Source organism: Pseudomonas protegens (assembly GCF_003363755.1).
GTDB classification, from domain to species: Bacteria; Pseudomonadota; Gammaproteobacteria; order Pseudomonadales; family Pseudomonadaceae; genus Aquipseudomonas; species Aquipseudomonas danubii.
This window is the reverse complement of the sequence record NZ_CP031396.1, coordinates 3136515-3158574: the sequence shown is the minus strand read 5'-3', so window position 1 is coordinate 3158574 and position 22060 is coordinate 3136515. Positions and strand designations below refer to the sequence as shown.

The following is a 22060-nucleotide window of genomic DNA, read 5'->3' as shown; positions in this document are numbered from 1 at the left end:
GCTTGCAGGCTTCTTCGCTGGCAAGCCAGCTCCTGCGGGGCGGGGCGGGGCGCTCAGGGGCGGCGCGCCGGCAGCAGCTTCAGGGTGCTGCGGGTGTTGGCAGTGACTTCCTCTTCGCTGAAGTGCGCCTGTTGGTAGACCCCTTCGATGTAGGCCTCGGCCTGGTCGTCGTAGTGCTTGTCGAACAGCACGCCGCTCTGGCCCACGGGGTTGATGGTCAGGCTGTGGGCCGGGTCGGCGAAGTCGATGATGCGCCGGGTCGAGGGGCCATACACCACGGACCAGGGCGCCGGACCGATCTTGGCAGTGAGGTTGTTCGGCACTTCATGGCTGCCTGGGGCGTCCAGGGGGCCGACGTTGAATACCCGGTCCAGAGGCTTCTGCATCCCCAGCGGGTGGCCGTGGGTCAGGGTATGGGCGCTGCCCCAGCGCCATTGCGCGGGGTTGGCGCCCAGGGTGCGCTTGAGGTGGTCGATGCTGGCGTGCCAGGCCACCTTGACCGTGTCGGCCCGGCTTTCACGCTGGGGCGTGGTGCGGTTGTCCCACCAGGGGGAATCGGGATCGGCCGCCAGCCGGGGCAGGGCAGCATCCACCACTCGGGCCTGGATCAGGGCGTCGAAGTAGGCGTCGCCGAGTTTTTCATGGAAGGTGGCGTTGGCCAGCTCGAACAGGAATTGGTTGAACAGGGTGGCGCTGGTGGAGTCCAGCGGGTAGTCGCCCTGCCACTTGGCCAGTTGCTCCACCAGTTTCAGTTCCTCGGGGGCGTCGACCACTTCCCGCAGCACGGGCAACAGCGGTGCCAGCAGGCGCGGCCCGTAGGCGGTTGTCGTGCCCAGCTGCAGCTTCTGGGTGTTTTCCAGGTCCCATTTCACGCTTTTGTCACTGAGCTGACGGTCCAGTTGCTGGCCCCGGTCGGCGAGGTTGTAGTAGCCGGGGATCTCCATGCCGGTCGGGGAGACGGGCTGGAAGTTGGCGGAGACGATATAGCCCCTGGCCGGGTTCTCTTCCTGGGGGTTGGCGCTAAAGGGGTAGAAGCCCTCCTTGTCAGCCATGGCGGTGCTGCCGTCGAGCAGGAACGCCGGTTTCGCCCCGGTCGGGCGCTTGGGCAGCAGCGCCGCCGCCCACCAGCCGATATCGCCCTTGGCGTTGGCCCAGACAATGTTCAGGCCGGGGGCGTGGATCTTGGCGGAGGCCGCTCGGACCTTGGCCAGGGTATCGGCGCGGTTGAGCTGGTAGAAACCATCGAGGATCGGGTTGGGGGTTTCCAAAAAGCCCCACCACATGGCCACCGGGGCCTTGCCTACGGTGGTGCCGAGCATGTCGTTGATGATCGGGCCGTGGGGCGACTGGCGCAGGGTCAGGGTCACCGGCGCCTGTCCCTTGACTGCAATCTGCTGCTCGCTGCTGATCAGATCGACCCATTTGTCATGGAACCAGACCTGATTGGGGTTTTCCGGGTTGACCTTCTCGACGATCAGGTCGAGATCGTCGTTCTGGAACATGGTCAGGCTCCAGCCGAAGTCCAGGTTGTGGCCCAGGAAGGCGAAGGGCACCAGGGCCTGATGATGGCCGTAGAGTTCGAAGCCCGGTGCCGAAAGCTGCGCCTCGTACCACACCGACGGCAGGGAGTAGCGGATGTGCGGATCGCCGGCCAGCAGCGGGCGTCCGCTCTTGGTTCGAGCGCCGGCCACGGCCCAGGCGTTGCTGCCTTCAAATTGCGGCAGTCCGGCCTCGCTCAGGGCTTGCTGGCTCAGGAGGGCGATCTGCCCCAGGTCCTGCCAGTCGACAGCGGCCAGGGGCTGTGAAGGTTGCGGCTTGCCTTTGGCCAGCACGCCCTTGGGCTGCCAGTCGAGGTCGAAGACCTTCAGGTAATCGTTGCCCAACTGGTCGCGGATGTAGGTCAAGAGCGGTTCGGTGCGAAAGGCCATGGCGAAGCTGTAGGCCATGAAGCCGGCGACGCTGACGGTGTCTTCTGCGGTGAATGGCCGCTTTTGGATGCCCAGGACATCGAACTCCATGGGGCTGGCGTGGCTGTCCTGATACTGGTTGATGCCATCCAGATAGGCTTCCAGGGCCTTCCAGGCGGGAGACTGACGGTCGAGCCCGGCCACATAGCTGTCAGCGCGCTCGCGGATGCGCAGGCTGCGGAACAGTTTGTCGGTATCCAGTAGCTTGGGCCCCAGGACCTCTGCCAGTTCGCCCCGGGACAGGCGCCGCAAGACTTCCATCTGGAACAGTCGGTCCTGGGCGTGGACGTAACCCAGGGCGCGATACAGGTCGGTTTCGTTCTCCGCGCGGATATGGGGCACGCCACGCTCGTCGTAACGCACAGTGACCGAGCCTTGCAGGCCACGGACTTCCACCTGGCCCTGCCGCGTCGGCTGCTTGCTGTAGAGATAACCGACGACACCCGCCAGCAGGGCGAGGATCAGGACAGCGACGACGGTCAGGCTGCGTTTCATGCGGGCTCCTTGCTGTTGTTTTCAGTGCCGCCCTGGAAGAGCAGCAGAGATTTAGCACAAGTCATGGGCCTCGCGCAGGAGGCAGTCCTTGAATAGTCGCGAATGCCTTAATTGGCAGTGACTGGCCAGGGACAGTAGCAGCCTACCGCCAGGGTGTGGGTGGCATTGATCTGGCGATGGTTCTCGAGCGCCTGGAGGATAGGCTCGATGAAGCTGTTGCTGGAGTTGCAGGTCAGGCCTTCGCTGTAGGGCCCGAAGTAGGCCAGCTTGCCGTTGCGGTCCCAGATCGCCACCGCCGGACTGGCGGGAATCTGTTCGGCACCGGGCAGGCTGTCGAGGGGCTTCAGGCGGCCCAGGGTGGCGGGCAGTTGGCCGTGGCTGCCGGGCTTCTGCACGGAATAGAACTCCACGCCCCGCGGACCATAGGTTTCGATCAGTTCAGCCAGGTGCTGCTGGTTGCCGACGTTGCAGGGGCAGGCCGGGTCCCAGAAGTGCACCAGGCGGATGGCGCCGGGGCCGGCCAGCTCGGCGGGCAGTTGCAGCGGGTCGCCGGAGAACACCGCGGTGTGCTCACTGAAGGCCCGCAGATAGCGTCCCTGGAACCAGTCGTAGGCGCACCACAGCACCACGGCGCAGATCAGGACGAGCAGGCTGGCAAGCAGGGAGGTGCGGTAAGGCTGGCGCATTAAGATCGGTCCTCGAAGGTCGCGTAGCTTGCCATGCTTGCCGCGACAGATGAATATCGCAGGCCTAGAAAGCCTGTTTTATCCCCGGTGCCCCCCGCTTTGGAAAATCCCATGTCCGTGACCTTCGACCCCGACCACCTGCGTGCCAGTCTGCAACCTCTGGTGGCTGGGCAGCCCTTGTCGGTGGAGGCCCAGGCCTATCAACGCTTCTATGGGCTGGACTTCGCCGGACGGGCGCTTGTGCCACGCAGTCGCCTGGGGCGCTTTCAAGTGGAGGGCTACGAGGTGGTCACGCAGGTGTGGTGGCCGGAACAGCCACAGGCAACGCTGTTTCTGTTCCACGGTTTCTACGATCACATGGGCTTGTACCGGCATGTGATCGAGTGGGCTCTGCAGCGCCGCTTCGTGGTGATTTCCTGTGACCTGCCCGGGCACGGCCTGTCCAGTGGCGAGCGCGCCAGCATCGATGATTTCGCGGTGTATCAACAGGTACTGCAAGGCCTGTTCGCCGAGGCGCGGTCTCTGGAGTTGCCCCAGCCCTGGCACTTGTTCGGGCAAAGCACCGGTGGCGCGATCATCATGGATCACTTGCTCAACCAGGGCGCCGAGAGCCCGGCCCAGGGGCAGGTGGTGCTGCTCTCGCCCTTGGTACGGCCGCGGGCCTGGGGCTGGTCGATGCTCAGCTATTACCTGTTGCGGCCATTTGTCAGCGGCATTGCCCGGCGCTTCAGCGAGAACTCCAACGATCCGGATTTTCTTGCCTTCCTCCAGGCCGATCCGTTGCAGCCACAACGTTTGCCCACTGCCTGGGTCGGCGCGTTGGCGCGTTGGATCAAGCGGCTGGAAGCGGCCCCGCGCAGTTCAAGGCAGCCGCTGATCGTGCAGGGGCAGGCGGACATGACGGTGGATTGGGAGCACAACCTGCAAGTGATTCGCGGTAAGTTCACGGCCCCCGAGGTCTTGATGCTGCCGGAGGCGCGGCATCACCTGGCCAATGAAATTCCCTTGTACCGCGATCAGTACTTCGCCTTTCTGACCCAGCACGTCTGAGCCCCGGGAGATGGGTGTAGCCGCTGCCGTAGGCGGCGAACGGCCCGAAGAGTCGCTGGAGGTTCGGCGCTGGATTGCCAGGCAAGGTCCTGCGGAGCTTTGCGCAGCCTCGCGGGCTCGGCAGCGGCTACAGGTGCGTTGGCTGGATCAGGGGGCGAGGCTGGAGGTACTCTGGCCGACCGCCAGACCGGCGCGAATCGCTGCCAGGGCTGCCTGGTAATAGGCCTTGCCCTCAGTGGATTCGGCGAAGGTTGCGAATTCTTCCAGCTCGGTGTCGGACAGGTCCCGGTAAACGTACAGCAGGGTGTTGTTCAGGTCGTTGCCGATCTGCTGCATCAATCGCTGGCGCTGACCGTTGAGCATGCCCTGGGCCTGCCCCCCTCCCAGCAGGCCGGGAATCATCTGGCTCAGGCTGTCTGCGGCGACTCCGGCGATCGCCAGGCTGACCTCCGCGCCGGCCTCCTTGGCCGGCAGTGCCTGGGCCAGGTGGCCGATGATCAATTGGCGGTTATCGCTGACCTGCATCTTCGGCAGGCCCTGAGCATTCTTGGCCAACTGGTCGCGACGGGTGGCCAGCAGTTCGGCGGCGACGATCTTGCGGCCCAGGGGCGACTGGAAGAAAGCCAGGGCGGGGGCGGGATTGGCGAGATGCCGGCGCAGTTGCTCTTCGGCGCGACGGTCCACGGCCTGGGGCGCAAAGCGCTGGTTGCTGTTGTCCACCAGGGCCTGGTAGACCGCTGGCGGCAAGCTGTTCTGGTAGCGCTGCTGGGCGGCGCTGAGGGCATCGTTGAAATGCGCGCGCTGTTCCGGCCAACCGGCGACCTTGTACAACTGGTCGTGGCTGTCTGCCCAGGCAGGCAAGGCGCAGAACATCAACAGTGAGAAAAGCAAACGGCGCATAAGGACTCCTGTCAGCAGGCGACTATTCTCCGGGGCAAGGCGATGGTTGTCGAGAATTCGTATCAGGATCGCCCGCTAAAGTAATGAGTGGAAAGTGCATTGGAAAAAAATGCGTGATCCTCCGCTCTGTGGCTCTGTCAGATTTATCTGATGCTGGATACTATGCGCGCCATGCAAATACCCTCTGATCATCCGCTGTTGTTGCGTATCGTCGACGACCTGGCCGCCTGTGGCTGGTCGCAGCAGAATATTTTCCTGCCCGAGGGTCTGACCCTCGAACTGGCGGCTGAGTGCCGTAAACGTGCAATAGAAGGTGAACTGGCGCCTGCGGCGGTAGGGCGAGGCCCGGCCCAGGAGATACGCGAGGGTATTCGCGGCGACCATATCCAGTGGCTCGAGCCCGGCCAGGCCGAGGCCGTCGATACCTATCTGGGGTTGATGGACAGCCTGCGCGAGGCCCTCAATCGAGGCCTGTTTCTCGGGCTTGAGGATTTCGAATGTCACTTCGCGATGTACCCGCCGGGCGCCTTCTACAAGCGTCACGTGGATCGCTTTCGCGATGACGACCGGCGCATGGTGTCGGCAGTGATCTACCTCAACTCGCAATGGTTGCCCGAACACGGCGGGCAACTGCGCATGTACCTGAACGATCAGGAACCATACGATGTAGCCCCTGTCGGGGGCCGGCTAGTGGTGTTTCTCTCTGGCGAGGTACCCCATGAAGTCCTCCCAGCGACCCGGGAACGCCTGTCCTTGACCGGTTGGTTCCGGCGTCGTGGTAACGAGCCGTTCTGATGATGCACAAGGTTCTGGTCAGTCGCTGTCTGTTGGGCCACCGCGTACGCTACGACGGCGGCGCCAGCGGCCCGTTTGATCAACTGGCCGCCTGGCTGCAAGAGGGGCGGGTGGTTGCGCTCTGTCCGGAAGTGGCCGGTGGCTTGCCGACGCCACGGGCGGCGGCGGAGATTCCCGGTGGTCAGGGCGGCGATGTGCTTGCAGGGCGGGCACCGGTGATGACCACGGAAGGCGAAGATGTCAGCGCCCAGTTCCTCTCTGGGGCGCGCCAGGCGCTTGAGCTGGTGGAACAGCACGGGATTCGCGTTGCCGTGCTCAAGGCCAACAGCCCATCCTGCGGCAACCTGCTGACCTACGACGGCACCTTCAGCGGGGTCAAAGTCCAGGGCGAAGGGGTGACCGCGGCTTTGCTGAAGCGGCACGGGGTTCAGGTCTTCAGCGAACTGCAACTCCCCGAAGCCGCTGCCGCCCTGGCCACATTGTCCTTGTAGCCGCTGCCGAGCCCCGGCGAGGCTGCGAAAAGGCTCGCAGAGCGTTGCCTGGCGGTCTCTCGCCGACCTCTAGCGGCCAAATCCCTGCGTCCCTTCGGGCCGTTCGCAGCCTGCGGCAGCGGCTACAGGTCAATCCGGCAGGATGTGTCGTTTACTGCCCGGCGTCGCTCTTGGGCGGTTTGCTCGCATCCATGCCGAACCATTTTTCCGACAGGGCCATCAATCGCCCATCGGCCTTGATTCGCTGCAGGGCGCTGTCCAGGCTCGCCTGGAACGCCGGGTTTCCTTTCTGGAAGGGAATCGCCAGGCTCAGGGTCGGGCCCACCTTGGCGCCTTCCTTGACTGGCAGGCGACTGTCGCGAATGGCGTAGGGAATCAGCAGGCGGTCGCTGATGGCCGCGTCGATCTGTTTGTCCGCCACATCCTTGATCGGTTGCTGGGCATCGGCATAGCTGCGCAGGTTGATGCCTTCCACGGTCCGTGCCTGATCAACGAACTGGCTGCCCTGAGCCACGCCCAGCGCCTGGCCACGCAGGGCCTGGAGGGAGAGCAGCGGGCGTTGTTCTTCCTTGCGCACGATCAACTGGGCGCTGGAATAGCTATAGGGCTCGCTGAAATCGAAACGATCCTTGAGTTCCGGGGTCACTGCTATGTGGTTGATGGCCACGTCGAACTTGCCGCTCTCCACACCTGGCAGCAACTCGGCCGCCGCGGTCACCACGAAGTCCGCGCGCACGTCCAGCTCACTGGCCAGCAACTGCCCCAACTCCACCTCGAAGCCGGTGAGTTTGCCGTCGTCCTTGAAGTTGAAAGGTGGCGTATTGGCTTCCAGGGCGATGCGCAGTTCCCCGCGGTCATTGATGTCGTCCATCAGTTCGGCTTGAGCGCCAGTGCTCACAAGGGGTAGCAAAAGTATCAGGCCAGGCAGGAAACGCATGGTCACTCCTTGAATTTATATGAGCGATGCGCCGTTCAGGCTCGCTTTGCTAAGGTGTTGAGTGCCTTCGACAACGAATCGCCACGAAGTTGTCATAACCGTAAAAGATTTGCGGAAAAACTGGAGAAGATAATGAAAAATTTTATGTCCCGTGCGGCCTTGGCCAGTCTGTTGCTTGGAGCTTCGATGCTGGCGGGCGCGGCGGATATTCCTCGTACTCAGGCACCAGCGGGCGCCAAGGTGTTCATCGTTTCACCTGCTGATGGAGCCAGCGTGGACAAGACCTTCAAGGTCAAGTTCGGCGTTGAAGGCATTGCCCTGGCACCGGCGGGCGATCAGACCGCCAATACCGGCCACCATCACCTGCTGATCGATGTCGATCAACTGCCGGCCGAGAACCTGCCGATCCCGATGGACGCCAACCACCTGCATTTCGGCAAGGCCCAGACCGAGACCGAAGTGACCCTGACCCCGGGCAAGCACACCCTGCAGCTGGAGCTGGGCGACAAGAACCACGTGCCGTTCAGCCCGGTCATCGTCTCCAAGAAAATCACAGTAATAGTGAAATAATCGTAAACGCTGCGCAAAAAAAGGGAGCCTTGATGGGCTCCCTTTTTTGCGCAGCTAGCTGCAAGGTTTCAGCTACAAGCTGCAAGCCAGTTATGGCTTGCAGCTTGCAACTTGCCGCTGCTCTTAGAACAGCACACGGCAACGGATGGTGCCGTTGATGTGCTGCAGCTTCTCTTGCGCCAGGTCCGAGTACTCGGCGTCGACGTCGATTACCACGTAGCCGACCTTTTCGTTGGTCTGCAGGAACTGACCGGAGATGTTGATGCCGTTTTCGGCGAAGACCTTGTTGATCTCGCTCATCACACCCGGGATGTTCTCGTGGATGTGCAGCAGGCGGTGCTTGCCAGGGTGGGCCGGCAGCGCCACTTCCGGGAAGTTGACCGAGGAGACCGAAGTACCGTTGTCGCTGTACTTGACCAGCTTCTCTGCCACTTCCAGGCCGATGTTGGCTTGGGCTTCAGCGGTGGAGCCGCCGATGTGCGGAGTCAGGATCACGTTGTCCAGGCCGCGCAGCGGGCTTTCGAACTCTTCGTCGTTGGAGCGCGGTTCAACCGGGAACACGTCGATGGCCGCGCCGATCAGGTGCTTGTCCTTGATCGCGTCCGCCAGGGCGTCCAGCTCAACCACGGTGCCGCGAGCGGCGTTGATCAGGATGCCGCCTTTCTTGATGGCACGGATTTCCTTTTCGCCGATCATCCACTGAGTGGCCGCGGTTTCCGGCACGTGCAGGGTGACGATGTCGGACATGCCCAGCAGTTCGTGCAGGTTGCCCACCTGGGTGGCGTTGCCCAGTGGCAGCTTGGTCACGGTGTCATAGAAGAACACCTGCATCCCCAGGCCTTCGGCCAGGACCGACAGCTGAGTACCAATGGAGCCATAACCGACGATACCCAGCTTCTTGCCGCGGATTTCGAAGGAGTTGGCCGCGCTCTTGATCCAGCCGCCACGGTGGCAGGAAGCGTTTTTCTCAGGGATGCCGCGCAGCAGCAGGATGGCCTCGGCCAGTACCAGTTCGGCGACCGAACGGGTGTTGGAGTAAGGCGCGTTGAACACCGCGATGCCGCGCTCGCGAGCGGCGGACAGGTCAACCTGGTTGGTGCCGATGCAGAAGCAACCCACTGCGACCAGTTTCTTCGCGTGGTCGAAGATCTCTTCGGTCAGTTGAGTGCGGGAGCGAATGCCGATGAAGTGTGCATCGGCGATCTTTTCCTTGAGCTGGGCTTCCGGCAGAGAACCGGTGAGGTACTCGATGCTGGTGTAGCCGGCGGCCTTGAGGACGTCGACAGCGGATTGGTGGACGCCTTCGAGGAGAAGGAACTTGATCTTGCTCTTATCGAGAGAAGTCTTGCTCATCTGCGTAAACCTGTGTCCCGGAGAAAAATGGCAGGGAAATGGACAGCTTGAGCTGACCTGGACGGCATGCAACCGCCACCGCAGAAAGGCCCTTGGGCACTCTCCTGCGGGGGCGGTATGCTAGCATACGCGCCCCGCTAAACACTCATTCCTGCGACGTGAAGCGTTCTCAGGATGACCATGAATTGTTCGAGAGTTCTGTCGATGACCAATCCTGCCCTGATTGATGAACTGAAGACCCTGGTTGAGCCTGGCAAGGTGCTGACCGACGCTGACTCCCTGGAAGCTTACGGCAAGGATTGGACCAAGCATTTCGCCCCGGCCCCCACGGCCATCGTGTTTCCCAAGACCATCGAGCAGGTCCAGGCCATCGTGCGCTGGGCCAATCAGCACCGGGTGGCCCTGGTGCCTTCCGGCGGACGTACCGGCCTGTCGGCCGCCGCCGTGGCAGCCAATGGTGAAGTGGTGGTGTCTTTCGACTACATGAACCAGATTCTCGACCTGAACCTGACGGATCGCACGGCGGTGTGCCAGCCGGGCGTGGTCACCGAGCAGTTGCAGAACCTGGCGGAAGAAAACGGCCTCTACTACCCGGTGGACTTCGCTTCCGCAGGTTCCAGCCAGATTGGCGGCAACATCGGCACCAATGCCGGTGGTATCAAGGTGATTCGCTACGGCATGACCCGCAACTGGGTGGCCGGTATGAAAGTGGTGACCGGCAAGGGCGACGTGCTGGAGTTGAACAAGGATCTGATCAAGAACGCCACCGGCTATGACCTGCGCCAGTTGTTCATCGGCGCCGAAGGCACCCTGGGCTTCGTGGTCGAGGCCACCATGCGTCTGGATCGGGCGCCAAAGAACCTCACCGCGATGGTGCTTGGCACCGCCGATTTCGACTCGATCATGCCGGTGCTGCACGCTTTCCAGAGCAAGCTCGACCTGACCGCCTTCGAATTCTTCTCCGACAAGGCCCTGGCCAAGGTCCTGGCCCGTGGTGACGTGCCGGCTCCCTTCGAGTCCGACTGCCCGTTCTACGCCTTGCTGGAGTTTGAAGCGACCACTGAAGAAGTGGCCAACCACGCCCTGGAAACCTTCGAGCATTGTGTCGAACAGGGTTGGGTGTTGGACGGGGTGATGAGCCAAAGTGAAACCCAGTTGCAGAACCTGTGGAAGTTGCGGGAATACATCTCCGAGACCATTTCCCACTGGACCCCTTACAAGAACGATATTTCGGTCACTGTTTCGAAAGTGCCGGCTTTCCTCAAGGAAATCGATGCCATCGTCGGTAAACACTATCCGGACTTCGAAATCGTCTGGTTCGGTCACATTGGCGACGGCAACCTGCACCTGAACATCCTCAAGCCGGACAACCTGAGCAAGGACGAGTTCTTCGCCAAGTGCGCCACGGTCAACAAGTGGGTATTCGAAACCGTCGAGAAGTACAACGGTTCGATTTCCGCCGAGCATGGCGTGGGCATGACCAAGCGCGATTACCTGACCTACAGCCGCTCGCCGGTTGAGATTGAGTACATGAAGGCAGTCAAGGCAGTGTTCGATCCGAACGGCATCATGAACCCGGGCAAGATCTTCGCTGTTTGAGTGCAAGCAGCGCCCTGATGAAGCACACGAGCAGGAGTCGGTAATGAGCTATCAGCACCAGTATGTCGACGGTACCCGGATTCATTTCCCTCTGGGCAAGGTGGTTTGCATCGGTCGTAACTACGCCGAGCACGCCAAGGAGCTGGACAACCCGGTTCCCACCGAGCCCCTGCTGTTTATCAAGCCCGGCAGTTGCGTGGTGCCGCTGGAAGGTGGTTTTGCCATTCCCACCGAGCGCGGCTCGGTGCACTACGAGGCGGAAATCGCCGTGCTGATCGGCAAGCCATTGTCCACCAAGCCCAGCCGCGAAGAAGTGCTGGACGCCATCTCCGGTTTCGCCCCGGCCCTGGACTTGACCCTGCGCGACAAGCAGGCCGAGCTCAAGGCCAAGGGCCTGCCTTGGGAAATCGCCAAGTCGTTCGATGGCGCGGCGGTTATCGCGCCATTCGTGGTGGGCAGCAGTTTTGCCGACCTGACGGATATCGGCATTCGCCTGACCATCAACGGTGAGGTACGCCAGGACGGCAACAGCAGCGATATGCTCAATCCCATCGTGCCGATGATCCAGTACATGGCCGGCTGCTTTTCCCTGCAGGCCGGCGATGTAATTCTCACCGGCACCCCGGTTGGCGTCGGGCCGCTGAATGTCGGTGATGAACTGGTGCTGGAGCTGCCGGGCGTCAGTCGCTTCACCAGCAGCGTCCGTTGATCGGGAACTTTCTACGAGGACCCGGGAATCCGGCACACCTCGTAGAAAGATCATGGCCTTTTACTGTTTTTTCACATTCGTTCCGGATAATTCCTAGGTCTATGGTTCGCCGATCTGAACACTGCGTGCTATTAACCATGGCCGACCTCTGGAACTCTTGTGATGGATGCTCCTCCCCTGACTAAGCCTCTCGGCAGTCGTATGTCGCGTATTCGCCTGCGCATGCGCTGGTACTCCTGGCTGCTGCTGGCGGGTGTGATCTGCTATGGCGTTGCCAGTCTCCTGCATTGGGACGACCGTGGCGCGCTCTGGGTGCAGGAGCGGTTTGTCAGTCCTTCCGAGCGCAGCGCCAGCATCTGGCTACCCGGTTACCGCGTGGTCATCGATGCCAAGGCGCTGCCTGGCATGGAGAGCGATGAAGCGTCGGATCTCTCCTACAACCCGCAGACCAAAACCCTGTTTTCGGTCATGGGCAAGCATCCGTTCCTGGCGGAGCTGACCCTGCAAGGCGACGTCCTGCGCAAGATCCCTCTGGTGGGCTGGAGCAACCCGGAAGGGGTGGCAGTCCTGGAGAATGGCTTACTGGCGATAGTCGATGAGCGTCAGCATTCGCTGGTGATCGTCAAAGTTGATGCCAGTACCAAAGAGCTGAACATCGCCGATTTTCCGCGCTACGACCTGGGCCCTTCGGAAGATCAGAACAAGGCTTTTGAAGCCATTGCCTGGAACCCGCGCAAGCAGCAACTGCTGTTGGGCGAGGAGCGTCCAGCGGCACTCTTCACCTGGAGCAGCGATGGCAGCCAGGTGCTCAAGGGCAGCAAACAGAAACTCGCCAGTGAGGAGCTCGATTTGCGCAACCTCTCGGCCCTGGGCATTGACCCGCGCACCGGTCATACCCTGGTGCTGTCCGCCGACTCTCATCTGTTGCTGGAGCTGGACGAGCAGGGTGAGCAAGTCAGCTTCATGGCCTTGCTCGGCGGCTTCAACGGCCTGCAGAACACCATTCCCCGGGCCGAAGGCGTGGCCATGGATGAGGCCGGCAACCTGTACATGGTCAGCGAGCCCAATCTGTTCTATCGCTTCGAGAAGCAATGATCTCCTGGTCCGACGCCTTTGCCGGATCGTCGATTAAGCTTGAATTCAGACGGCTGTGATATTTCATCAGCCTGTCCTGATTTCGAGTTCGCCCGCCATGTATCGTCTGACCCGCTTGCAACCTCTCTATCTGATCCTCTGCCTGATGGCGGTGCTGCTTGCCGCGTTTGCCCACAACCATCGGTTGTGGCAGCGCGCCTGGTTCGACTGGCAATCCTACTGGCAAGTGACGGCCCCGCAATCTCTGGGCCTGGGTGATTATCGAGTGGTACTGGAGGCGCAGCCTATTGAGGGGCTGGATGAGGTTTCGGCACTGACCTACGATCCGCTGCGCAACAGCCTGTTCACCGTGACCAACAAGAATTCCGAGCTTGTAGAGCTGTCCCTGGACGGGCAGGTCCTGCGGCGTATCGCTCTGCTGGGCTTTGGTGATCCGGAGGCAGTGGAGTTCATTAGCGCCAATACCTATGTGATCAGCGATGAACGGCAGCACCGGTTGATCAAGATTCAGCTGGACGACGAAACCACCGTGGTGGATGCGGCAGAGGCCGAGCAGATCACGCTCGGCGTGCACCTTTCGGGGAACAAGGGCTTTGAAGGCCTGGCTTACGATTCACAGGGCCAGCGCTTGTTCGTCGCCAAGGAACGCGACCCGATGCTGATCTATGAGGTGCAGGGCTTTCCCCATCACGATCCGGAAAAGTCCTACGGGGTGCATGTGCTGAACAACCCCAAGCGGGATGCCGGGCTCTTTGTACGCGACCTCTCCAGCCTGCAATACGACGAGCGCAGCGGCCATCTGCTGGCCTTGTCGGACGAGTCGCGCCTGGTGGTGGAACTGGACGTCGACGGGCGCCCGCTGAGCACCCTGGCATTGGGCAAGGGCCGCCAGGGCCTGAGCAAGGCCGTGCCCCAGGCCGAAGGAATAGCCATGGATGACGACGGCACCCTGTATCTGGTGAGCGAGCCGAACCTGTTCTACGTCTTCAAGAAGCCTGAACTGTAGAGGCGGTCGGGCGGCATTCTGCTTGCCGGCGAGGCCCTTGGGACGGCCTCGCCGGCAAGACTGAGCCTACCCGCAAAGCAGGCTCAGGCCTTGAGGGTTTTCACCCCTTCGGCCGTACCCAGCAGCAGTACATCCGCGGGGCGCGCAGCGAACAGACCGTTGGTGACCACGCCAACGATGGCATTGATCTGGCGTTCCAGCTCCACCGGGTTGGTGATCTGCATGTTGTGCACGTCGAGGATGATATTGCCGTTGTCGGTGATCACCCCTTCGCGGTACACCGGGTCGCCGCCCAGTTTTACCAACTCGCGGGCTACGTGACTGCGGGCCATCGGGATCACTTCCACCGGCAGTGGGAAGTTGCCCAGCACTGGTACCAGCTTGCTGGCGTCGGCGATGCAGATGAAGGTCTTGGCCACGGCGGCGACGATCTTTTCCCGGGTCAGGGCTGCGCCGCCGCCCTTGATCAGGTTCAGGTGCTCGTCGCTCTCGTCGGCACCGTCGATGTAGAACTCCAGGTCGCTGACGGTGTTGAGCTCGTACACCGCAATCCCGTGGCCCTTGAGGCGTGCGGCGGTGGCTTCAGAGCTGGCTACGGCGCCGTCGAAGGCGCCCTTGTGCAGGGCCAGGGCATCGATGAAGCAGTTGGCGGTGGAGCCGGTGCCGACCCCGACGATGCTCTTGTCATCGAGTTTCGGAAGGATAAGGTCGACGGCGGCCTGGGCGACTGCCTGTTTGAGTTGATCCTGGGTCATGCGGGCTCCGAAGCGGGCAATGGGGGGCACAAAGGCCGGCATTATAGGCGCCGCGACAGATCCGGTCATTGCCCGTTTGGCTAATCGGCCAGGCCGGGCAGGAGAGTTGGCAATCCGCAGGAGGGCGGCGAGGGCGCCGGCTAAAACCTCTGTATTCGTGTGGTCGCCCGGGCAAACGCTGGGTTAGACTCCTTGGCCCTGCCCAACCCGCTCAGTGATGCTTTCCGATGCTCGAACAGTACGTCAAGAAGATCCTCACCTCGCGCGTTTATGACGTTGCCGTAGAAACCCCATTGCAGACTGCCCGCCAGCTCTCCGAGCGGCTGGGCAATCAGGTCTGGCTCAAGCGTGAAGACTTGCAGCCGGTGTTCTCGTTCAAGATTCGCGGCGCCTACAACAAGCTGACCCAACTCAGCGACGCCGAGCGCGCCCGTGGGGTGGTCACCGCATCGGCGGGTAACCATGCTCAAGGCCTGGCCCTGGCGGCCAAGGTGCTGGGGGTCAAGGCCACCATCGTGATGCCCAAGACCACGCCGGAGATCAAGGTTGAAGGCGTGCGCTCCCGCGGCGGCAAGGTGGTGCTGCATGGCGACTCTTTCCCCGAAGCGCTGGCCTATTCGCTGAAGCTGGTGGATGAAAAAGGCTACGTCTATATCCATCCTTACGACGATCCCCACACCATTGCCGGGCAGGGCACTGTGGCCATGGAGATTCTGCGCCAGCACCCGGGGCCACTGGACGCGATTTTTGTGCCGGTGGGCGGCGGCGGGCTGATCGCCGGTATTGCCGCTTATGTGAAGTACCTGCGTCCTGAGATCAAGGTGATCGGTGTCGAGCCGGACGACTCCAACTGCCTGCAAGCGGCCATGGCAGCGGGTGAGCGGGTCGTGCTGCCGACGGTGGGCATTTTCGCCGACGGCGTGGCGGTGGCGCAGATCGGTCAGCACACCTTTGATATCTGCAAGGACTATGTGGATGAAGTGATCACCGTCAGCACCGATGAAATCTGTGCGGCAATCAAGGACATCTACGACGATACCCGCTCGATCACCGAGCCAGCCGGCGCTTTGGGCGTTGCGGGGATCAAGAAGTACGTCGAGCAGCGCGGTATCACCGGGCAGACCCTGGTGGCCATCGATTCCGGGGCCAACGTCAATTTCGACCGCCTGCGCCACGTCGCCGAGCGCGCCGAGCTGGGCGAGGGCCGCGAAGCCATCATCGCCGTGACCATTCCCGAGAAACCGGGCAGCTTCAAGGCGTTCTGCGAGGCGGTGGGCAAGCGTCAGATCACCGAATTCAACTATCGCTACAACACCGGCAGCGAAGCCCATATCTTTGTCGGCGTTCAGACCCACCCGGAAAATGATCCACGTAGCGCCTTGATCGCCAGTCTGACCGAGCAGGGTTTTCCGGTGATCGACCTGACCGACAACGAACTGGCCAAGCTGCATATCCGTTACATGGTCGGTGGCCATGCCGAGAAGGTCAGCGACGAAGTGGTGCTGCGCTTCGAGTTCCCGGAGCGTCCGGGGGCATTGTTCAACTTCCTCAACAAACTGGGCGGGCGCTGGAATATCTCCATGTTCCATTACCGTAACCATGGTGCGGCCGATGGCCGAGTGGTCGCCGGCCTGCAAGTACCGGCCGATGAGCGTCATCTGGTACCGGCGGCTCTGGAGCAGATCGGCTATCCGTACTGGGATGAAAGCGATAACCCGGCTTATCAGCTGTTCCTCGGCTGAACGACTACGCTGAGGATCGGAGTCTTAAGGAAGCGAGAACATGGAAACACTGACCACGCTGAAGACGCTTCATGTGCTGGCCACCGTGCTGCTCTTGGGCAGTGCGCTGGGTTTGGCGATCTGGGTCTGGCGCCTGCGCCGCCAAGGTGATGCGACGGTCTACAGCCGCGTGCTGCACCGCCCGGGACTGTTCGGCTGGCTGCTGCTGGCGGTGGGTTTGCTGGCCCTGCCATTCAGCGGCTGGTGGCTGGTGCATCTGGTGGGTTGGCCGCTGGGGCAGACCTGGGTTCTGGGCTCCAGTGTGCTCTACACCCTGGGCGCTCTGGCCTGGCTTTGGCTGATGGTGCGCCTCAACCGCCTGCGTCTGGCCAAGGCGGCCAGTGGCCTGACCTTCACCCTGGCACTGGCAATCTTCAGTGCGGTGTGTTTCGTCACCATTGCTGGCCTCATGGGCGCCAAGCCGGTCTAAGCCTTAAGGATTGCCATGAAGGTTGTTCTGGTGGGGGCGACAGGGTTTGTCGGCCGTCATCTGCTGGCGGCGTTGCACGCCGCCGGCCATCAACTCATCGCCACCAGTCGCCGTCGGCAAACCCGGAGTCTGCCTGGCGTGGAATGGCGGCAACTGGACCTCGATCGCCTGGGCCTTGAGCCCCAGCCTTTTGACTTGCCCGCTGATACCGACCTGTTGATCAACGCTGCGGGGTTGTTGAGCAATGATGCCCAGGCGTTGACCCTGACTCAGGATCTGGGGACTCGTGCGCTGTTTGATCTGGCGGCGGCCCGGGGTGTGCGGGTGTTGCAGATTTCCGCCTTGGGCGCCGGCCAGCAGCCGCAAGTGCCGTTTCTGGCGAGCAAGGCGGCTGCGGATGATTACCTGCTGCGCCTGGGGATTCCGGCCGTGGTGTTGCGTCCATCCCTGGTGCTCGGCGCGGGTGGCGCCAGCAGTGGCTGGCTGGCCCGGCTGTCGCCCTGGCCGCTGATTCCGTTGTTGTCCGCCAAGGCCCGAATGCAGCCCCTGCATGTGGATGACTTGAGCGCTGCCGTGCTTGCGTTGATCGGGCAATGGCCTGCGCAGTCCATGGTGCTGCCGCTGGTTGGCCCTGAACGGATGACCATGGCGCAGTTGCTGGATCGTCTGCGTGCGGCCCAGGGCTGGGCCCCGGCGCGCTACTTCCAGTTGCCCTCAGTGGTCCTGGCGCTGGTCGCAGGGGTGGGGGAGCGCCTGGGCTGGCGGGCCCTGAACCGGCAGAGTCTGAGCATGGCCCGTTGCGACAACCTGGGGGACCCAGAAGTACTGGCGTCGGTCTGCGGTTATCACGCCGCGCCCTTGGCAGCCCGGCTGCAAGACTGGCCGCAGGCCGCGCAGAGCACCCAGTTGGCCCTGCGACCGCTGCTGCTGGCGGTCATGGTGCTGATCTGGCTGGGTACGGCGGTGGTGTGCATCGGTCCCGGCTACGACTGGGGCCTGCGGATCATGGTCGAGGCCGGGGTGCAGGGCGCCTGGGCGGTACTGGCGGTGATCGCGGGATCGCTCTGTGACGCGGTGCTGGGTGTCGGTCTGCTGCTGCGGCGTTGGCGCCGGCGGGCCCTGCAGGCGCAGCTCGCACTGATGCTCGGCTACACCCTGATCATCAGCCTGATCCTGCCGCATTTCTGGTTTGACCCTTATGCCGCCGTGGCCAAGAACCTGGTGCTGATGGTGGCGACCCTATGGCTGTTGTGGACTGAACCCCGTCGATGAGTGCTTATCTGCTGTTGAAAACCCTGCATATCCTGTCCTCGACCGTTCTTTTCGGCCTCGGCGCGGGCTCGGCCTATTACGCACTGCGAGCCTGGCGCAGCGGCAAGCTGGAAGTGATTGCCGTGACGTTCAAGCATTTGGTGTTCGCCGATTGGGCCTTTACTGCAACGACGGCCGTCTTCCAGCCGTTGAGTGGGCTGGGATTGGTGCATCTGGCGGGCTGGCCGATCCAGCAAGCGTGGCTGATGTGGAGCTTGGGGCTCTATGTCCTGGCGGGGCTGTGCTGGTTGCCGGTGGTCTGGTTGCAGATCCGGGTGCACAAGATGGCTGAGCAGGCGCTGCGGGACGGCGTGCCGATGCCACTGCGGGCCAATCTTTACATGCGCTGGTGGTTCGCCTTGGGCTGGCCGGCGTTTCTGGCCTTCATGGCGATTTTCTATCTGATGGTGGCCAAGCCGGTTTAGCAGCCTTCGCCGGCAAGCCGGCTCCTACGGCTTGCAGGAGCCGGCGAAGTGCTCAATCCCGCAGGCTGATCACCTGCCAGCCGCGCTTGAGAGCCTCGGCACGCAGGTTTGGATCAGGGTCGACGGCCACTGGGGTGGCCACTTGCTCCAGCAGCGGCAGATCGTTCATCGAGTCGCTGTAGAAGTAGCTGCCTTCCAGGTCATGACCGGTTTCTTCCAGCCAGCGCTGCAGGCGGATGACCTTGCCTTCACGGAAGCACGGTACGTCGGTGCTGCGTCCGGTGTAGCGGCCGTCCTGCATTTCGCATTCGGTGGCGATCAGGTGTTCCACCCCCAGGCGCTCGGCGATCGGCGCGGTGATGAAACGATTGGTGGCGGTGATGATCACCAGCTTGTCGCCGGCCTCGCGGTGCTGGGCCAGCAGGGCCTGGGCCTTGGGCAGCAGGATGGGCTCGATGCAGTCGCGCATGTAGTCGCGATGCCATTGCTCGAGCACGGCCATCTCGGTGCGGCCGAGGATTTCAAGGCAGAAGTTCAGGTAGGCGGCGTTGTCGAGTTTGCCGGCCAGGTAGTCCTGGTAGAACTCGTCGTTGCGGGTCTTGTAGGCGACGGCGTCGAGGAAGCCCCGCTCGCACAGGTAGTCGCCCCAGGCGTGGTCGCTGTCGCCGCCCAGAAGCGTGTTGTCCAAGTCGAATAAAGCCAGGCGCATTGCAGTTACTCGCTGAAAAGTCGCGGAAAAAGGTGCCCAGAATACGGTCTTTTCACAAGAGTGCACATAAGGTAAGCAGCCTCGTTGCTGCATTCCCAAGCTTTGTGGAACAATGCGGCGACATGCGTTTGCGAGGTTGTAGCCGTGATCGACCCCGATGGTTTCCGCCCCAATGTCGGGATCATTCTGACCAATGATGCCGGACAGGTGCTATGGGCTCGCCGTATCAATCAAGATGCCTGGCAGTTTCCTCAAGGGGGCATCAACCCCGACGAGACGCCGGAAGACGCCTTGTATCGCGAGTTGAACGAAGAAGTAGGGCTGGAGCGCGAAGATGTGCAAATTCTCGCCTGCACCCGGGGCTGGTTGCGCTATCGTTTGCCGCAGCGCCTGGTCCGGACCCACAGCCAGCCGCTGTGCATCGGCCAGAAACAGAAATGGTTTCTCCTGCGCCTGATCTCCAACGAGCAGCGGGTGCGGATGGATTTGACCGGTAAACCGGAATTCGATGGCTGGCGCTGGGTCAGTTATTGGTATCCGTTGGGCCAGGTGGTGACATTCAAGCGCGAAGTGTATCGCCGCGCTCTCAAAGAGCTTGCCCCGCGCCTTTTAGTGCGCGACTGACGACGGAGTTCGACCCCGAGCCATGCTCAATACGCTGCGCAAGATCGTCCAGGAAGTTAACTCCGCCAAGGATCTCAAGGCGGCGTTAGGGATTATTGTATTGCGCGTCAAAGAGGCCATGGGCAGCCAGGTCTGCTCGGTCTACCTGCTGGACCCGGAAACCAACCGTTTTGTGCTGATGGCCACTGAAGGCTTGAACAAGCGTTCCATCGGCAAGGTCAGCATGGCCCCCAACGAAGGCCTGGTGGGCTTGGTGGGCACGCGGGAAGAGCCCCTCAACCTGGAAAACGCCGCCGATCACCCGCGTTATCGCTACTTCGCCGAAACCGGTGAGGAGCGTTACGCCTCGTTCCTCGGCGCCCCGATCATTCACCATCGCCGCGTAGTTGGCGTACTGGTCATCCAGCAGAAAGAGCGCCGCCAGTTCGACGAGGGTGAAGAAGCCTTTCTGGTGACCATGAGCGCGCAACTGGCCGGGGTGATCGCCCACGCCGAGGCCACCGGGTCGATCCGCGGCCTGGGGCGTCAGGGCAAGGGGATTCAGGAAGCCAAGTTTGTCGGCGTGCCAGGTTCCCCCGGCGCCGCGGTAGGTAGCGCGGTGGTGATGTTGCCACCGGCTGATCTGGATGTGGTCCCGGACAAATACATCACCGACATTGACGCTGAACTGGCGCTGTTCAAGACCGCCCTGGAAGGGGTGCGCGCCGATATGCGCGCGTTGTCGGAAAAACTTGCGACCCAACTGCGTCCGGAAGAGCGCGCGCTGTTCGACGTCTATCTGATGATGCTCGACGACGCCTCCCTGGGCAGCGAAGTGAAGACCGTGATCAAGACCGGGCAATGGGCCCAGGGTGCGTTGCGCCAAGTGGTCACCGATCACGTCAACCGTTTCGAACTGATGGACGACGCCTACCTGCGCGAGCGCGCCTCGGACGTCAAGGACCTGGGGCGGCGGCTCCTGGCCTATCTGCAGGAAGAGCGCCAGCAGACCCTGGTCTACCCCGACAACACCATCCTGGTCAGTGAAGAACTGACCCCGGCCATGCTCGGCGAAGTGCCGGAAGGCAAGCTGGTGGGGCTGGTCTCGGTGCTGGGTTCGGGCAACTCCCACGTGGCCATCCTGGCCCGGGCCATGGGCATTCCCACGGTGATGGGCCTTGTCGACCTGCCGTATTCCAAGGTCGATGGCATTCAGATGATCGTCGACGGCTATCACGGCGAGGTCTATACCAACCCCAGTGACGTGCTGCGCAAGCAGTTCGCCGATGTGGTGGAAGAAGAGCGGCAACTGGCCCAGGGCCTGGACGCCTTGCGCGACCTGCCTTGCATCACCCCTGATGGCCACCGCATGCCGCTGTGGGTCAACACCGGCCTGCTGGCCGATGTGGCCCGGGCGCAGAAACGCGGTGCCGAGGGCGTAGGCCTGTATCGCACCGAAGTGCCGTTCATGATCAACCAGCGCTTTCCCAGCGAGAAAGAACAGCTGGCGATCTATCGCGAGCAGCTGGCGGCCTTCCACCCGCAACCGGTGACCATGCGCAGCCTGGACATCGGTGGCGACAAGTCGCTGTCGTACTTCCCGATCAAGGAAGACAACCCCTTCCTCGGCTGGCGCGGCATCCGCGTGACCCTCGACCACCCGGAAATTTTCCTGGTGCAGGCCCGGGCCATGCTCAAGGCCAGCGAGGGCCTGAACAACCTGCGCATCCTGCTGCCGATGATTTCCGGTATCCATGAGCTGGAAGAAGCCCTGCACCTGATCCACCGTGCCTGGGGTGAAGTCCGCGATGAAGGCACCGACGTACCCATGCCGCCAGTGGGGGTGATGATCGAGATTCCGGCGGCGGTGTATCAGACCCGGGAACTGGCGCGCCAGGTGGACTTCCTCTCGGTGGGCTCCAACGACCTGACCCAGTACCTGCTGGCGGTAGACCGCAACAACCCGCGGGTCGCCGACCTCTACGACTACCTGCATCCGGCCGTGCTGCAAGCGCTGCAGAACGTGGTGCGTGATGCCCATGCCGAAGGCAAGCCGGTGAGCATCTGTGGCGAAATGGCCGGCGATCCGGCGGCGGCGGTGCTGCTGATGGCCATGGGTTTCGACAGTCTGTCGATGAACGCCACCAACTTGCCGAAAGTGAAGTGGATGCTGCGTCAGATCAACATGAGCAAAGCCAAGGAACTGCTGGACGAGATGATGACCATCGACAACCCGCAAGTTATCCACAGCTCGCTGCAATTGGCGCTGAAGAAACTCGGCCTGGCACGGATGATCAATCCGGCTTCGAGCAAGACCCTGTAATCGAAGTATTTGCTTCGCCGGCCAGCCGACTCCTACAACGGCCTGTGTAGGAGCCGGCTGGCTGGCGAAC

General features: G+C 62.3%; 21 protein-coding genes. 14 read left to right on the top strand and 7 right to left on the bottom strand.

Annotated elements, in window-relative coordinates:
* Nucleotides 1–53: 53 nt before the first annotated feature.
* Both DWF74_RS14190 and DWF74_RS14185 read right to left on the bottom strand, forming a co-directional pair.
* Complete coding sequence (locus tag DWF74_RS14190; RefSeq protein ID WP_115581165.1) at nucleotides 54–2462, bottom strand: penicillin acylase family protein; 2409 nt, start codon at nucleotides 2460–2462, stop codon at nucleotides 54–56.
* Nucleotides 2463–2569: 107 nt separating this feature from the next.
* On the bottom strand, nucleotides 2570–3148 hold the full coding sequence (locus DWF74_RS14185; protein WP_115581164.1) for a DUF6436 domain-containing protein: 579 nt from the start codon (nucleotides 3146–3148) through the stop codon (nucleotides 2570–2572).
* 111 nt (nucleotides 3149–3259) lie between these two features.
* On the opposite strand from DWF74_RS14185, the gene DWF74_RS14180 reads away from it, so the two are divergent.
* Complete coding sequence (locus tag DWF74_RS14180; RefSeq protein WP_102862139.1) at nucleotides 3260–4198, top strand: alpha/beta hydrolase; 939 nt, start codon at nucleotides 3260–3262, stop codon at nucleotides 4196–4198.
* Nucleotides 4199–4345: 147 nt separating this feature from the next.
* Here the strand turns inward: DWF74_RS14180 and DWF74_RS14175 are convergent, their stop codons facing one another.
* Complete coding sequence (locus DWF74_RS14175; protein ID WP_102862138.1) at nucleotides 4346–5098, bottom strand: DUF2059 domain-containing protein; 753 nt, start codon at nucleotides 5096–5098, stop codon at nucleotides 4346–4348.
* A 162-nt stretch (nucleotides 5099–5260) separates the two neighbouring features.
* Between DWF74_RS14175 and DWF74_RS14170 the strand changes: the two genes are divergently transcribed.
* Together DWF74_RS14170 and DWF74_RS14165 are read left to right on the top strand one after the other, a co-directional pair.
* Complete coding sequence (locus DWF74_RS14170) at nucleotides 5261–5893, top strand: 2OG-Fe(II) oxygenase (RefSeq protein WP_162884161.1); 633 nt, start codon at nucleotides 5261–5263, stop codon at nucleotides 5891–5893.
* Between the two features lie 2 nt (nucleotides 5894–5895).
* Nucleotides 5896–6384 (top strand): DUF523 domain-containing protein, encoded by a 489-nt coding sequence (locus DWF74_RS14165; RefSeq protein WP_102862529.1) that lies wholly within the window; start codon nucleotides 5896–5898, stop codon nucleotides 6382–6384.
* 151 nt (nucleotides 6385–6535) lie between these two features.
* Here DWF74_RS14165 and DWF74_RS14160 read toward each other — a convergent pair whose 3' ends face one another.
* The gene (locus DWF74_RS14160; protein WP_102862136.1) at nucleotides 6536–7321 is read right to left on the bottom strand and encodes a transporter substrate-binding domain-containing protein; all 786 of its coding nucleotides are present in this window, start codon (nucleotides 7319–7321) and stop codon (nucleotides 6536–6538) included.
* Between the two features lie 132 nt (nucleotides 7322–7453).
* On the opposite strand from DWF74_RS14160, the gene DWF74_RS14155 reads away from it, so the two are divergent.
* Nucleotides 7454–7891 carry a DUF4399 domain-containing protein gene (locus DWF74_RS14155; protein WP_115581163.1) on the top strand — a complete coding sequence of 146 codons (438 nt, stop codon included), beginning with the start codon at nucleotides 7454–7456 and terminating at the stop codon, nucleotides 7889–7891.
* A gap of 123 nt (nucleotides 7892–8014) precedes the next feature.
* Here the strand turns inward: DWF74_RS14155 and serA are convergent, their stop codons facing one another.
* Nucleotides 8015–9244 carry a phosphoglycerate dehydrogenase gene (serA, locus tag DWF74_RS14150; protein WP_011064084.1) on the bottom strand — a complete coding sequence of 410 codons (1230 nt, stop codon included), beginning with the start codon at nucleotides 9242–9244 and terminating at the stop codon, nucleotides 8015–8017.
* A 204-nt stretch (nucleotides 9245–9448) separates the two neighbouring features.
* Between serA and DWF74_RS14140 the strand changes: the two genes are divergently transcribed.
* From DWF74_RS14140 to DWF74_RS14125, 4 genes are all read left to right on the top strand, one after another.
* Complete coding sequence (locus DWF74_RS14140; protein ID WP_115581162.1) at nucleotides 9449–10843, top strand: FAD-binding oxidoreductase; 1395 nt, start codon at nucleotides 9449–9451, stop codon at nucleotides 10841–10843.
* 43 nt (nucleotides 10844–10886) lie between these two features.
* A complete protein-coding gene (locus DWF74_RS14135) occupies nucleotides 10887–11552 on the top strand; it encodes a fumarylacetoacetate hydrolase family protein (RefSeq protein WP_102862133.1) in 666 nt (221 codons plus the stop codon).
* A gap of 162 nt (nucleotides 11553–11714) precedes the next feature.
* Nucleotides 11715–12647 (top strand): SdiA-regulated domain-containing protein, encoded by a 933-nt coding sequence (locus tag DWF74_RS14130; RefSeq protein WP_102862132.1) that lies wholly within the window; start codon nucleotides 11715–11717, stop codon nucleotides 12645–12647.
* A gap of 97 nt (nucleotides 12648–12744) precedes the next feature.
* Nucleotides 12745–13653 (top strand): SdiA-regulated domain-containing protein, encoded by a 909-nt coding sequence (locus tag DWF74_RS14125; protein WP_102862131.1) that lies wholly within the window; start codon nucleotides 12745–12747, stop codon nucleotides 13651–13653.
* An 83-nt stretch (nucleotides 13654–13736) separates the two neighbouring features.
* Here the strand turns inward: DWF74_RS14125 and rpiA are convergent, their stop codons facing one another.
* Nucleotides 13737–14408, bottom strand: a complete 672-nt coding sequence (gene rpiA / locus DWF74_RS14120; protein WP_102862528.1) for a ribose-5-phosphate isomerase RpiA — start codon at nucleotides 14406–14408, stop codon at nucleotides 13737–13739.
* A gap of 227 nt (nucleotides 14409–14635) precedes the next feature.
* On the opposite strand from rpiA, the gene ilvA reads away from it, so the two are divergent.
* Genes ilvA through DWF74_RS14100 form a run of 4 tightly spaced genes read left to right on the top strand, consistent with a single transcriptional unit; the run spans nucleotide 14636 to nucleotide 18355 of the window.
* On the top strand, nucleotides 14636–16150 hold the full coding sequence (gene ilvA / locus DWF74_RS14115; protein WP_102862130.1) for a threonine ammonia-lyase, biosynthetic: 1515 nt from the start codon (nucleotides 14636–14638) through the stop codon (nucleotides 16148–16150).
* Between the two features lie 40 nt (nucleotides 16151–16190).
* Nucleotides 16191–16619, top strand: a complete 429-nt coding sequence (locus DWF74_RS14110; RefSeq protein WP_115581161.1) for a DUF2269 family protein — start codon at nucleotides 16191–16193, stop codon at nucleotides 16617–16619.
* 15 nt (nucleotides 16620–16634) lie between these two features.
* Nucleotides 16635–17891, top strand: a complete 1257-nt coding sequence (locus tag DWF74_RS14105) for an SDR family oxidoreductase (protein WP_115581160.1) — start codon at nucleotides 16635–16637, stop codon at nucleotides 17889–17891.
* Entirely contained in the window at nucleotides 17888–18355 is a 468-nt protein-coding gene (locus tag DWF74_RS14100; protein ID WP_102862127.1) for a DUF2269 family protein, read from the top strand. The genes DWF74_RS14105 and DWF74_RS14100 overlap by 4 nt, the downstream gene beginning before the upstream one ends.
* A 52-nt stretch (nucleotides 18356–18407) precedes the next feature.
* On the opposite strand, the gene DWF74_RS14095 is transcribed toward DWF74_RS14100, so the two are convergent.
* Nucleotides 18408–19064 carry an HAD family hydrolase gene (locus DWF74_RS14095; RefSeq protein ID WP_102862126.1) on the bottom strand — a complete coding sequence of 219 codons (657 nt, stop codon included), beginning with the start codon at nucleotides 19062–19064 and terminating at the stop codon, nucleotides 18408–18410.
* Between the two features lie 144 nt (nucleotides 19065–19208).
* Here DWF74_RS14095 and DWF74_RS14090 point away from each other — a divergent pair, with 144 nt between their 5' ends.
* Nucleotides 19209–19688 (top strand): RNA pyrophosphohydrolase, encoded by a 480-nt coding sequence (locus DWF74_RS14090; RefSeq protein ID WP_011064073.1) that lies wholly within the window; start codon nucleotides 19209–19211, stop codon nucleotides 19686–19688.
* A 22-nt stretch (nucleotides 19689–19710) separates the two neighbouring features.
* The gene (gene ptsP, locus DWF74_RS14085) at nucleotides 19711–21990 is read left to right on the top strand and encodes a phosphoenolpyruvate--protein phosphotransferase (protein ID WP_102862125.1); all 2280 of its coding nucleotides are present in this window, start codon (nucleotides 19711–19713) and stop codon (nucleotides 21988–21990) included.
* Nucleotides 21991–22060 lie beyond the last annotated feature (70 nt).